We start from the raw sequence: 13,229 nt of genomic DNA on the forward strand, positions 1-13,229 counted from the left end.
CTAAACCGAGGTTTGTGCGAGCGTCTTCAGCAGTGGTTGCGCCGGTGCCACCCTGATTAACAGGAACTGCACCGTTTCCCCCTTTCTGTACAAGTTTACCCAGGGCAGGAATAGAAACAGGTGTGCCATTTATGGTGACATTGATCGTCTGGTTAGCGCTCGTTAAAGCAAAAGCCTCCCATGCGCTGATATTCTCATCATATTCGTTAATCAACTGGGAAATACTCTGCGCCAGCCCGTCAACAGACAGATTGTCTGATACCAGAATACCGTATTTCTGCCCACTGAGTGCCGGTGACGCAGCTGGCGTAACCGTCAGGGAAGTGGCGCTATTAATTGTCGTAATCTGGAACATCTGGACAGGGTTAGACAGCACAATGATAGTCTGACCCACGCGAATCTGGCTGGCTGGCGCGGTCCAGTTCGTGCCTGTGCCGGTGGCGTTATTACCGCTAACATAAATGGTTCCTACGTTATAAATCATAATTCCCTCTTTATTCTGGTGTCAGAAAAAAAGACCACCATTTCTAGTGGTCTTTTTATTTGAGTATTGGGATTTCGATCGGTTACAATCCGACCACAACAACTAAAAGGAATTGACATGAAAAAACTGTTATCCGTAATCACCGCAGCATCAATTTTTCTCACGTCAGGATGCTCTAATTCCTCAACTCCACTATGCACTGCAAAAGCCAGTACGGGAGCTGGGAATTATGTTAATGTCATCGTTTATTCAATTAAGAAAGAGAACGGAAATACATACGTCAGAGCAGGCGAACCGTTTGGAGGAAAGTTCATTCCAGCCAGTAAATTAAGCCCTGGAGATTGTAAGTTTTAATCATAAAAAGAGGTGTCAATAACATAAGTCATAATTGATGGAGAAAAATAATAATTTATTGCTCCTGATGTGCCTTTAACATATGCAGGAGTAATAAGTGTGTCGTTACCCTTTTTCTGAGCACAATATGCACTCCATGCCTGAACTACTAACGGTGGTCCACTTCCTCCAGAATTAATTGTACCCGCAGTATAACCAGTGGAGCTGGGATAAACAGCCATGCTCTTGTTTTGGTATGTTTTGGTTTGTGCGGGTACATTAAGTGCGCCTTTTTGTAAAATCAGGCTTTCTGTTATGCGAAGTGGGTTTGTCTCATGCGTTAGTATACATTGCCCGGATGAGTTAAAAATCGCAATTCCCCAATCTGGAAGTGGTTGAGGAACAACTGTCCTAAATATATAAATCCTTGCAGTAAAAGTTGCTACCGGAGTCGTACCAGATCCCCGACCAAATTCTATTTGCCAGACCCCGTTTCTTACGACAGTTTCTATGGTTACATTCGAGTTAGCCCCCTCAACCTGTACGAATGGAATCATAACAACAGAAGATGCAATTCCAGTGCTAACCCATGCACCAATAGCCCCACTTTCCATCATTACAGTGGTTGTTATTTTCTTGTCAAAGTGCATCGGTGTCATATCTGGTGTTACCCATCCAAGCGATCCTGAGTAAAAATATGCACCATATGCCATTAACCCCCCCCTAACAATGTAATAAACAGTGTCCCTGCTCTGCTGGAGTAGTTCCCATAAGCTTCACCAGTTGAAGATACGGTAACTGTATTGCCACTTACTGTAATGCTTCTGTTCACCTCATTAGTATTAAGCTCTTTGCTTCCGGTAGGAATAAATATAAATCCAACCGGTGCGCCGTAAGGGTTTTGTATTGTCCATGACCCTGTCTGATTTGCAGAAAGCGCAATCTGCATTTGCGCATTAAATGGAGTAATCCCTTTATTATTGGATACCCCTTGTTCGTCCCATGTTTGAGCACCGTATATAGCCATTACCAGCCCCCCGTAATTCTACCAATTTGCACACGAAGAACGTTATTTGCATCCTTCACACTGATCGTCTGGTTTGTTTGCTTCATTGCCCCTTCACCGGAAGTAGAACCATAGTTTTCAAGTGTCCCGGTTCTGAAGTTTATTGACAGGCCAGCCTGCCCCTGAACGTAGTTAACCGAACTGATTGTTTCAGCCAGTTTTGCGCGGGTGATCGTGGCGTCCTGAATAAAGGTGTCCCGGATGAACGTCTGGCCGTTCTGGATAACGAACGGCAGCGATACTGTGCCACCGGCCTGCGCCATAACAGCAAACCGATCTGCAAGGAACAGTACCTGTGACTGCATGCCGGAAGGCGTGTTTTCAACCCCAATCCCCATTCCCGCTGCGTACTGGCGACCATTGGAATCAACAGCAACTTTAATGTTATACATCGCACTAAGATTGCCATTTACATCAGCTACCGCCTGAGCAGTCTGGTTAATTGCCGCAGTCTGCCCGTTAACTGTCACAGTCAGGGAGTTGATCTTCGTTGCTGACGCCTGCGAAAAATCCGCCAGCGTTTCGGCCAGATCTGTCACATTGGATACATTACCCCCGGCAGATGAATCCAGTGTCGTCAAAGCGCGGGCAACGGCCTGGCTGGCATCGGCAATTGTCGTGTCAACACGATCAATGCTGGCGCTGTTACCGACATTCGTCACTGTCTGTGAACGTCTGCTTGTTACCTGCGCAATGCTGTTCTGTATAACGGCAATGGATGAGTTTTTGACGCCGCCGGTAATACCGTCCATAGATACCGACATCTCATCGATTTTCACCGCAGCCTGCGCCAGCCCGTCGGCATTCTCCTGAATCTCTGTCGCCTGCCGCTCCAGTTCATCGGCCTGCTGTTGAATGTCATCAGCCATGCCAGCAATTTTTTCATTGCTGTCCACGGCACTCTCGATCAGGTCTTTGAACGTGTCTGATTCCTTCATGTCCTCAAGAATGTCATTGGCTATGTCGCTGACATCAATGGAGGATGTCCCCATGACCCATTCCGTCCAGTCACCAGTGTTACCGATTCGGTCGACAAGACGCGCACGATACCACTGGCGCACACCGGCAGGCATTGGCCCATGCTGATAGCGCGCAGCGGGATAAGGAACCAGCGTGAGCAACTCTGGATTTGCGAGATCGTCGGTCGTCGAACGCTGCAACTCAGTGTACGCCGTATCCCCGGCCCCGTCCGGGAAGGCCCAGGTCAGATCGATATTCCAGACAACATCATCGGATGCAATCAGGTTAGTCGGTGTTCCTGGCTTACCGGCTTTACCGGAAAGGTATGTTGTATCAGCATAACCCCATGGAGAGGACGTTTCCTGCGCGTTCAGCGCCCGCACACGCACATCATAACTGCCCGTATAAATGCCCTGAACGGAGAATCCCTGTGCGCTGGTGACCGGAACATTAATCCAGTCCCCATTATCCTTACGCCACTGCGCCATGTATCGAATGGCGCCATCCACTTTGCCCCATGAGACATCCAGGCTTGCAACAGACAGCCCCTGAGACACATGATCACTCTCGGTAATCACGATATTTTTCGGGGATTCCAGTACATTAATCGGGGTGACCGTAACCGGCGGCGATTCAATGCGCACACCATCGTCAATGTAACGGTATTTATTGGGGTCGTGCTGTACGGCAGTGATGGTGAAACCACCGTTGCTGTCGTCATTGGCCGCGATCGATGTGACCCGGAAATACTGGATAGCCAGGTTATCGCTGTCAATTGCCCAGACAGCACCAGCAGCAGGCGGCTGGCTGAATGCCGTGGCAACCGTTACTGTCTTTTTATCCGCGCTCACGGCACTGATTGTCCGGGTCTGTGCTTTACCGTCTGGCAGGTTAACAACCAGCCGATCGTTTACTGCATAGTCAATTGCGCGATCAAGTGTTACCTGGCGATCATTCACCGCACTGATGCGACCACCATTTTGCTTACCGGCGCGGAACGGGTCGGCCACACCAATGATTTCCGCAGGCAACGGAATGTACCCGTCGAGTCCTACGCCAAACGACACCGTGCCATCCTTCGCGTTTGAAAGCAGAACCCAGCGCCCGCGGCGGTGTGCTTCGCTCTGTGACGTGCAGCCAATTGCGGTCAGCGTTGTCTGCCGCACATCATACCGCTCAACAAGCTCTGAATCGTAGACACCTTCTACAGTATCGCTGTAGTGATTCTGCGGATCGGACCAGGAAACAAGACAGGAGCTGTAGCGGTTCTTATAAGACCCACCAGCATAAGTGAACAGGCCATCAATGACATTGGAGGCGTTATAAACCCAGTCAACATCAGTTTGCGGGACATCAGCCTGAACGTAAACTTTTTCATTACCCCAGAAGGTGATCCCGCGAAACACAGCGGCCAGATCGCGCAGGACCTGATAAGCATCCTGCTGGTTCTGGATGAACACGTTACAGGTAAACCGTGGCTCTGTTCCCCCTGCTCCGTCTGAAACTTTTTCATCGCAATACTGAGCAATAGAATACAGTTCCCACTTATCCACCATGGATGCGTCAACGCGCGTACCCATACCATAGATTTCATCCAGCACCAGATCATAGAAAACCCATGCGGGGTTATTTGAATAAGCCATTTTGAAACCGCCGGACCACGACCCGGAGTAGGTACGCGTTGCAGGATCATAATTATCCGGCACCTTAATCAGCTTACCCTTTGGCCTGCAGGTGACTTTCGGCGCGCTGCCGTTAAACTGGCTGCTGTCCACTTCAACATATAACAGCGCTGTATTGGGATAGCGAAGTTTACTGTCTATCACCTCTGCAAAAGAAAAGACTTTAAAGGCATTAACCAGTTTTGAGTTAGAGCCGCTGGCATCTGCCGTGATACGTCTTACCCGGACAGACCAGCCGGTTACAGCGCCCGGTAAGTCTATGCGGTGATCACGCTGGTATTCTGTTGTGGTTTTACCATCGAATTTGCCGTTCACGACCGTCTGCCAGGCCGCGCCGTCCGTTGATAAGTCGATAGCGTATTCCGTGACTGTTCCTACCATATCGCCATTATCTTTATACAGATACTGAACGGGCAGACTCAGTTTTATGCGGATCGCATCAAGGGACAGATTAGTGAATTGCCTCGTCCACGGCGCAGTGGTGGTGACCGTTACGCCCACGGCAAGCTCGTTATCCACTTCCGGCATGCCAGCGATGTAGGTCTGATCCTGAGTGCCTTTACGGTACTCCCATTTCACGCCTTTGAAATTGTATTCACCGCTGTCATTTGCCAGCGGTGTGTCATTGAGGAAAATCTGCTGGGCAGTCAGGTCACCCTGAATTTCACCTTCTGACAGTGCCACCAGCATTTTCAGTTTTGCCACCGACAGCAGATCGTCAGGTTGCTCTACTGGCGTATGCGCTTTACCGCCGCCGCCTTTAGCGCCGTGGATAATGGTTTCACCTTCAAGGAGTCGCATATTTCACTCACAAAAAAGGGCGCCAGAAGCGCCCGGAGGTTGATAGATGTCAACTTATTGTTGATCGCCTGAATACATACCGGCGCTGATAATGGCCCCGCCAATTTCGCGCTCCCCGTAGAGAACAGGAACGGGATAACCCATAGCCACCGTATTGACCGGCGCGCCAAACGCATAGTTGGGTTTATTATCCGTACTGGAAGAAGCACCAGTATTAAACGATGGCTGCGGGGTGAGTAACTGAACCACGCCACCCAGCATCATTGAAACGCCAATGCCGGTCAGTACCGTTGTGGCGGTTATTGCACCCGCACTCATTGCCGCCCCCCACGCAGCAAGACTGGCACCGGCGGTAAAAAAAGCAGCAACCAGCGCTACGGCACCGATGACTATCTGAAGCACCCCGGCATTTTTTGCCCCCTCAATGATGGGCATGATGCGGTAGGTATCGCCGCCCCGCGTCATATCGAACTCTTCCAGTCCGATATTGCTTTTCCCGTTGAAAAAGGCGAAACGAATCCCCTTCATATGCGCTTCTGACACGTATTTTTTAAATCCCGGCACCTGTGAACACATCGCCCTCAGCATTTCACGAAGATCAGCGACGTGATACTGATGCCGTTTGCCAAATTTCTTCGCCATCCTGCCGTCAAGAATCAGCGTTTTCAGCATCCGTAAGCTCCTTATGCCTTACCACCCGCACCGTTCTGTCGCGGTAATATTTGCCATATGGCGTACGCGATGACAGATGCCCGAACATATGATGGAGAATGATGTTGTCGCCAAGATATACCGCAGCGTGGTTAGTGACCGGCGCCTGAACGCGCATCATGATAATATCGCCGGGTCGCATATTACGGGGCTCAACCTCGACAAAACCCTCCTGCTGCCAGTTATCGTCGTACAGGTGTTCTTTTCCACCTTCCCACCACGCGTACGGCACCGAGTAGTCCCCCAGCGAGAGAGTAAACTCACGCTGATAATACTCCCGGATAAGCGACCAGCAGTCCGCATAGCCGAGCACCCACTGACGCCCGACGTAATCCCGCTCTTCCCGCGGAGAGATTGTGCAAAAATCACCGTCCGGCCACGACATGATCCCCCACTCAATACCGGACCAGTCACACTGAATTCGGTCCATTTCTGACGGCACCAGTTGCACCACGTCAGGATGTGAGTGAACAATCATAATGATGTCGCCCAGTTCCCCGGCAGCCATTCTGTCTTCAGGAGAAAGCGTAAACATTTCTTCCGGGTTGTCGGCAATATTGCGACAGGGGATAAACGTCTGCGCACGACCAGACTGAATAATCACCCCGCAGGCTTCTTTCGGATATTCCGCAGCGACATGCTGCCGGATGGCATCCATCAGTTTTTCACGCATCATTATTTCCCCTGCAGGTTAGCCGCCGGAAAGCCACCGAACGGCAAAGGGGCATCGGAACCATGCCGATCCTGACAATCCCGCCGCCGTCCGCCGCAGACATCTTTCGACGGATCGTCGGTTGGCGTACCATCTTTGGTAAAATACTTCGTCCCGTTGTAGTCACAACCAGTCCCGCTGCGATACCAGCCACGAAGACACCAGGTGCAGACCGGAGTGATCTGCCTGGTGGGTAGCTGAAGGCTCTGAATGTCGAAAGGTGAACACAGTTCAAAATCAACCTGAACGCGTGTTTCGGCCGTTTTCGCATTCACATAGAAAAGCTGTACCCGCTCGTCAGCCGGGCTCGCATTCGGGTTGCCGCTAACCCAGTTAGCCGCATCAAGGTATTTTGCCAGCGTGGTGTGGATCTTCACTTTCGCCTTAACCATGTCGTCATACTCAAGACACAGTGCTGTCACATAGTTGCCGACGTTGCCGACTGAAAGCGTGGGTGTCGGCTGCGATCCCGTACTCGAAAGCTCCATACCTTTAAGCTCATACGGATACGGGTCATATTGCTTACCCTGCCAGATGATGGCAGGAAGATTATCAGCAGCGAACGACGCCCAGCCCTCTTCCTGGATATTGTGAGCATGAAAACGAAGGATTTCATCCATACCAAAATCAGTACCGTCAATCTCAATAAGCTGTATGAGACTTCCGGGCTCAAGCTGTTGTATATCACTGGTAAAGCTCATAAATTCACCACAAAAAAAGCTGCCCTGAGGCAGCTGTTAACCGGAGACGGAGAAATTAAGGTGCAAACGCCTGCTCGAAAGTGAATGCCACTGTCGCTTTTTTCCCGGAAGGGAACGAAACACTGAATGAATCAGCTTTCACCCGGTAGAGCTTTTTCTCCCCCCAGGGATTTGTCCACCAGAAAGACGTTGTGACATGGGACATAAGAAACGCACGTAGCACCGCGGCATCACTTCGCGTACCCGTCCAGTCAAGATTCCATGTTTCGGACTTATCATTGATCCCCATTCCGGCGATCTGTTTATATCCGTCGCCGAACTGAGCCTGAAGCGTACGGACATTTTCAGTCCCCTGAGCCGTTTTGCGCGTACGCCAGTTAAACGTATCTGTCACCGTTACCCCCTGGAGTAAAGTAATCCACCCGGACTAATCTCCTTTTTCAGGCGATCAGTGATAGCCTGCTGGACAATCCCCTGAAGCTGGCGTGCCGTTCCGGCGGTACTGGCCTGGCTGACTTCTCCACCAGCGTTCTGCTGACTGATGCTGACCGGGGCATAAACGCTGATACCACCCGGTGCAGGAACCGGCACATTACCGGAACCAACGAGCCCGCCTGTGGCATACCCACGCATAAAACGATAAAGGTTGGCGACACCAATGCGACTGGTAGACTCTTTGGTGAAGACGAATTCCCCGCGATGCACAATGCCAGCGGGATCATATTTACCGCCATGCCCGGTAAAGCCGCCGCCATCAAAAGTCGCGGGACGATAGGAAGGTACGGCGAACGACTGCCCTGACGCGGGGGCTTTTGTTCCACCACCAACCCAGCCCATAGCACTCTGAATGACATAAGCCACCATCAGTTGATTAATGACTGATGCAATCATTTTCAGCGTCGATGACGTGAATTCTTTCATGCTTGCTTTCCCGGAGGTCTGCCATTGTGTCAGCTGATTCGCAAGCCCGCCAAAGGTGGACTGAGATATCTGCTGCACTGAAGAAAATACGTTCGTGGCCGCATCCTGATACTCAGCCCAGCCTTGCCTGGCCCCGGCAAGCCAGTCTGAACGCAGGGCATCTTCAGCATCATAAGTGACCTGTTGCGCCGTAAGCACCTGCTGCAGAGCCTGCGGATTTGTACCGTATGCCTCCCGCAGTTTTTGTAACGCCACCTCACGTTCAGCCTGACGTGCAGAGAGCCCCTGAGACTGAGCGGCGATCCCTGCCTGCCGTGCCGCCTGTTGCTGAGAAAATTTTTCAGCCTGATCTGCAAGAGTATTAAGGCGCTGCTGTGCAACAATCTGATCGCCAAGCCGTGCGTTAATTTCTGCACGGGCCAGCACTTCATCTTTGCTTGCGAGCAGGGATTTTTCCTCAGCAGTGAGGGCGCGTTGACGGGATGCTTCCTCAAGCACTGAAAAACGTGACTGTTGCTTCCAGAGATCCTGCCGCTGCTGGCTGATTGTGTCATTTATGCCTTTGTGATCCTGAAGGGTCTTCAGTTGCGACTGCAACTCAAGCGTCAGGGCATTGCCTGTATCAGTTGCCCTCACTCCGGACTGTGTTCTGACCGCCGGTGTTTTTGGCGGTTTTTTCAGGGAGTCTTCGTACTCCTTTTTCGCGGCTGACATATTGATGTTGTAGTCAGCCTGGAGGATACGCCCTTCTTTCAGCGCCTTATTAAGCTCGTTTTGCCTGGCCGTGTACTTCTCAAGCGCGGACTGCGTTCTGGCGTAATTTGACTGCGCCTGCGCGGCGTATTTCTGCCGATCAGATTCCGCGGCAGCTTCACGGGAAGCATTTTCCTCATTCGCTTTTGCAATGCCCGCCTGCTGTTGCGCCATGTCCAGCGCCAGCCGGGCTGTCTCCCTGTCAGTCCAGTACCGGGCGCGCGCCTCATCATTAACGTAGCCGTCATTTTTTCGCAGATTCCAGATCTCATCCGCGCGTTTAAACGCAGCCTCTGCCTTACGGACCATCTCCTGTGCGGTATCCGGGCGCCCGATATCCAGTGCCGCGTCCCACATCGATTTAAAAGCACGCTTAAGTGAATCGGCAGCCGACTCAATTGTCCCCATATTGTCGCGCAGGGATTTTGTCTGCTCATTGAACCCGTTTGTTGCTGCATCGTTTGCCGCCTGTAACGCAGCGGCTTCATCCCCGGCGCGCTGCAACTGCGCGACATACGCAATCTGCTCTGCTGTAACGTTGTGGAACTGCTGCGCCATCGCGATGAGGCCGGACGTCGGGTCACTTGTCAGCTTGCCGAATGCCGCCGCCACTTTATCAACAGGAACGCCAGACGCCTGGGTAAACCGGGCAACGGACTGACTCATATCATCGAAATTCGCCCCGGCGCGCACTCCTGCGTTGATCAGTTCCGTCAGCGCCTCGTTCGTCTGGTTAAACGTCAGCCCGGCGCTCTGTCCGTTCCTTGCCAGCACCAGCATCCGGTCAGCGGTAAGCCCTGCCGAATTACCGGAAAGAACAAGTGTTTTATTGAAATCTGAAAGTGTGGACGATCCCTGATACCACGCGTAAAAAAGTGCGCCGGTAGCAGCGGACAGCGCGCCGACACCAACCATCAAAGGCGATACGGACCCCAGCAACGCACGGAACGTGGGAATAATCCCGCCAAATGAGTCCTTAACCTGCCCGCCCTGTTGCAGAAGGATAAGCCACGGACTCTGCCCACCCGCCAGCTGCGTCGCGACATCCGTAAACTGTGCAGGCAGCATACGCATCGCATTCGAGTACTGCCCCACAGAAAGGCCAGCTTTTTTTGCCGCAATTTCCTGACGTGAGAACGCCTGCCGGATACGTAACTCCGTATCATTAGCCGCATCACCTGTTCGTTTAAACTACCGGTTAATATGAGTGATCTGCTCGTTAAATTTTGACGAGTTAACGTCAAGATTAACAACCAGATCCCCCACTGCCGTCTGGGCCATAGCGAACGCCTCCTGACATTCCTGACGCCTTCGCCATCAGCATGTCATCATCCGGCTCTTCCACCGGCAAATCGCCGGGAGCCGGTGTCAGTATGCTGAAGCTGTCAGGAGTCAAATCCGGATTAAGGGAAAATAATGATGAAATGGTGTAGAGCAACCCCGAGAAATGGGCGTCAAGCTGTACGTCATGAAAAAAATTGTCCCGGTAGAAAATATGCCAGTCGCCATATTCCGTTGAGGACATGCCAGCGAGCATGGTGCGCCAGTCGGGGCGACCGAACTCACGCGCCAGCTTCATGACAAATGTCAGCTCGCTGGCGAGGGCTTTTCCGCCGTGACCGGGCCGGGTTCTTCGCCTGCATCAGGATCGCCTGTTTCATCAGGAGGTGGCAGCATGCCGGACAGGAGCCTGATACGGAATTCCGCTTCTGCAACGGCTTCAAGCGGCCATGTGGCAAGCACCTCCTCCTGAATCTGTTCGACTTCCCGCACGGCCCCCTCCGGCAGCGTCCCTTTCAGGACGTGGCCATGCCACAGCGACATAGCCACAATGAACGCACCCTCACGAACAGTGGTGGTCATCGCGGCCTGAATATCTCCCTCTTCAATTGCTTCGATTTTTTTCAGGTGTTCGAGGTGTTCAATACGCTGTAGTGCGGACAATTCGAAGAGCGTGACGCTTTTACCGTTACGCTCGTACAACTCGGATTTTAAAAACATGATTTACTCCGGAAGGCGGGGCCTTAGCCCCGGTTATCACGAAACAGTGATTTCGCAGACAGCGACAAAAAGACCATCATTGGTCATGACGATAATCTGGCAGCTACCTGCGGCCACGCCAGTTACGGTAATCGTGTTGCCGCTGACGGTGACCGTTGCGACAGCAGGATCGGACGTGGAAACACGGAAGGATTTGTCCGAGGCGCTGGCAGGCACCACGGCGACAGTCAGTACTGTGGTATCGCTGACCGCAACGGTATCCGTTGTTTTATCTAGGGTGACACCCGTAACCGCAATCGGCGGCGTATTGTCCTCTTCCGCCAGATTCGGTTTCCCGGTATTCGTGATCTTCGCCGTTCTGGTGATCACTTCTTTCGCCGGAATGGCCTTGCCGAGGCTACTGCACCAGCCTTTAAACACATCCACTGTGCCATTCGGAAACTTGATCTTGTAGGCACGAACAGCGCCATTATTGAACCAGGAGACCAGGTCTTTCTGCCCTTCTTCACCCGGTTTCCACGCCAGTGTGAAAGAGGTATCACCCGCAGTCTTTTCGCCCTGCGCCGTCGCGCTCCAGTCGGCGTCTTCATCGTCGAGATAGGTATCATCGTACGACTCAGCCGTCATTTCGCCTGGCGTCAAATCCTTGATTTTTGCCAGGCGCGTCCAGTCCACATCTGACGCAGGGTTCCCGAACGGATCGCCTGTTCCGGTATAAAGCCAGAGCGTGGTTCCGGCACCTTTTACAGGTTCCAGAGGGTTTGGTGTTGGCATAATATCCTCACATTTCGTAAGTAATGGAATGTTTCAGGTCGGCGGAACTCCACAGCCCCAGATCGTCGTCCCGCTGGTAGCCATACCCTTCCGTTGCCATGACGGTAATCAAATCACCGAGTGCAGGTATGTCCGCCATTACCGGATAGATCCGGGACTCCATCCATTCATCAAGCTCTGAGTCAGGAACCTGAGCCGGAAGAAAGACTTCGATATGGAGCGTGGCCTGCCAGGTATCGGTATCCAGCTCTTCCCCGGTACATACGGCATCCGTGAGATAAACTGCAACAGAAGGGAAATCCTCTTCTTCAAACACCACCGGCCGACCATCAAAAAAGGTCGCATCCTCACCGAGGTTGTTTTCAAGAGCCTCAATAATCGCAAGGCGTATATCCTTGTGTTTCATCGTGTCAGTATTAACCTGAGTTGGTTTTTAAGTGATGCCCGTAACTCGTTGGGCATATCGGATTCCATAAGCTTCGGAAGCTCATTTTTAAACGTGGTTGTCAGGGGGGCCGCCAGCGGGATACTGACAACTTCAATCGGATAGCGCGGTTTCGCCGTCCTGCGCATAACATGCCAGCGCCCGTTTTTAAGCTGCTGAATGAATGCACCGGGAAAACGGAAAGGGCCGACCCGGAGCACACTGTTTGCCCCTTTTTTGTCCCGTTTACGCCGTGATAAACGAACGCTGGCAACACCAAGTTTGATGGCTGGAAGATTACCCCGGTTAACGCGAATAAGGGCTCGTGGCTTTTTCACCGTTGCCCTGCGCAGTCGGGCGCGCCCTTTAACCAGCTTGCGGGGAACCCGCGTTTCTTTCGACACGACCGAGACACTGCGGCTGATTGCCCGATTTGCCACTCTGTTTACCGCCTGTGACGATGCGCGCGGAACAGCGGTCTTACTGATGCTGTTCAGGTTGGCAATAGCCTGCTCAAGACCTTTTATGGACATTTGCGCCTCCTTTTAACGCCGCCGGTTAGCTGCCGGAGGTGAACCCCGCCCCAGCCAGACATAACAACTTCCGCAGTCATCTTGGCTGATGCGATCAACCCAGAACGCTTCGCTGTTGATGGTCAGCGTGTCCATACGACGCAACTGACGGATAGACGCTGATTTGACAAAGAGCGATGGTGAAGTCCCTTCCACGCGCACTCCCGCCCCGGCGTAACCAATATTTTCAGGATCGTCGAAAACGCCTGTAATCTTGCTCCCCGCCATGATGCCGGAAGTGATACTGGCTTCAGTTCCCATCACATCGAGGATGGTGTTATCGACGCCGGAGATCGCAGCATCAAAGATATTGTCGAAATCAGACATAGCGACT

The 13,229-nt window shown here is 52.2% G+C and carries 13 protein-coding genes and 3 pseudogenes; 1 reads left to right on the forward strand and 15 read right to left on the reverse strand.

Translation table 11 applies throughout. From position 1 onward, the window contains the following. A pseudogene (locus OGX81_RS10085) lies at nt 1-484 on the reverse strand (phage tail fiber protein); the annotation flags it as partial. Between the two features lie 117 nt (nt 485-601). On the opposite strand from OGX81_RS10085, the gene cor reads away from it, so the two are divergent. After that, nucleotides 602-838, forward strand: coding sequence for a phage exclusion lipoprotein Cor (gene cor, locus OGX81_RS10090; RefSeq protein WP_219936288.1), 237 nt, complete (start codon nt 602-604; stop codon nt 836-838). Here the strand turns inward: cor and OGX81_RS10095 are convergent. The 14 genes and pseudogenes from OGX81_RS10095 to OGX81_RS10160 all read right to left on the reverse strand — a co-directional run bounded on the left by OGX81_RS10095 (nt 835) and on the right by OGX81_RS10160 (nt 13,222). Next, the gene (locus tag OGX81_RS10095; RefSeq protein WP_286487542.1) at nt 835-1,530 is read right to left on the reverse strand and encodes a DUF6453 family protein; all 696 of its coding nucleotides are present in this window, start codon (nt 1,528-1,530) and stop codon (nt 835-837) included. The genes cor and OGX81_RS10095 overlap by 4 nt on opposite strands. Next, a complete protein-coding gene (locus OGX81_RS10100; RefSeq protein WP_286487543.1) occupies nt 1,530-1,844 on the reverse strand; it encodes a hypothetical protein in 315 nt (104 codons plus the stop codon). The genes OGX81_RS10095 and OGX81_RS10100 overlap by 1 nt, the downstream gene beginning before the upstream one ends. Next, nucleotides 1,844-5,326, reverse strand: coding sequence for a TipJ family phage tail tip protein (locus tag OGX81_RS10105; protein ID WP_286487544.1), 3,483 nt, complete (start codon nt 5,324-5,326; stop codon nt 1,844-1,846). The genes OGX81_RS10100 and OGX81_RS10105 overlap by 1 nt, the downstream gene beginning before the upstream one ends. Nucleotides 5,327-5,380: 54 nt before the next feature. After that, nucleotides 5,381-5,998: a tail assembly protein gene (locus OGX81_RS10110; RefSeq protein WP_275055792.1), complete on the reverse strand. Its 618-nt coding sequence runs from the start codon at nt 5,996-5,998 to the stop codon at nt 5,381-5,383. Continuing rightward, nucleotides 5,976-6,710 carry a C40 family peptidase gene (locus tag OGX81_RS10115; protein ID WP_275055888.1) on the reverse strand — a complete coding sequence of 245 codons (735 nt, stop codon included), beginning with the start codon at nt 6,708-6,710 and terminating at the stop codon, nt 5,976-5,978. Before OGX81_RS10115 ends, OGX81_RS10110 begins: the two co-directional genes overlap by 23 nt. 2 nt (nt 6,711-6,712) lie before the next feature. Next, a complete protein-coding gene (locus OGX81_RS10120) occupies nt 6,713-7,450 on the reverse strand; it encodes a phage minor tail protein L (protein WP_275055791.1) in 738 nt (245 codons plus the stop codon). A gap of 55 nt (nt 7,451-7,505) precedes the next feature. Continuing rightward, nucleotides 7,506-7,844, reverse strand: a complete 339-nt coding sequence (locus tag OGX81_RS10125; RefSeq protein ID WP_219936296.1) for a phage tail protein — start codon at nt 7,842-7,844, stop codon at nt 7,506-7,508. A gap of 2 nt (nt 7,845-7,846) precedes the next feature. Then, a pseudogene (locus OGX81_RS10130) lies at nt 7,847-10,405 on the reverse strand (phage tail tape measure protein). Then, nucleotides 10,389-10,703: pseudogene (locus OGX81_RS10135) on the reverse strand (phage tail assembly protein T); the annotation flags it as partial. The pseudogenes OGX81_RS10135 and OGX81_RS10130, both read right to left, overlap by 17 nt. Before the next feature lie 8 nt (nt 10,704-10,711). Further along, nucleotides 10,712-11,125, reverse strand: coding sequence for a phage tail assembly chaperone G (gene gpG, locus OGX81_RS10140; RefSeq protein WP_275055789.1), 414 nt, complete (start codon nt 11,123-11,125; stop codon nt 10,712-10,714). A 36-nt stretch (nt 11,126-11,161) separates the two neighbouring features. After that, nucleotides 11,162-11,899, reverse strand: coding sequence for a phage tail protein (locus OGX81_RS10145; protein ID WP_275055788.1), 738 nt, complete (start codon nt 11,897-11,899; stop codon nt 11,162-11,164). Between the two features lie 7 nt (nt 11,900-11,906). After that, a complete protein-coding gene (locus OGX81_RS10150; RefSeq protein WP_275055787.1) occupies nt 11,907-12,305 on the reverse strand; it encodes a phage minor tail U family protein in 399 nt (132 codons plus the stop codon). Continuing rightward, complete coding sequence (locus tag OGX81_RS10155) at nt 12,302-12,856, reverse strand: phage tail protein (RefSeq protein WP_275055786.1); 555 nt, start codon at nt 12,854-12,856, stop codon at nt 12,302-12,304. The genes OGX81_RS10150 and OGX81_RS10155 overlap by 4 nt, the downstream gene beginning before the upstream one ends. A gap of 12 nt (nt 12,857-12,868) precedes the next feature. Continuing rightward, nucleotides 12,869-13,222 carry a head-tail joining protein gene (locus OGX81_RS10160; protein ID WP_275055785.1) on the reverse strand — a complete coding sequence of 118 codons (354 nt, stop codon included), beginning with the start codon at nt 13,220-13,222 and terminating at the stop codon, nt 12,869-12,871. Nucleotides 13,223-13,229: the final 7 nt, after the last annotated feature.

The sequence above is a fragment of the Citrobacter sp. CK206 genome (assembly GCF_030333125.1).
Classification (GTDB): Bacteria; Pseudomonadota; Gammaproteobacteria; order Enterobacterales; family Enterobacteriaceae; genus Citrobacter_B; species Citrobacter_B koseri.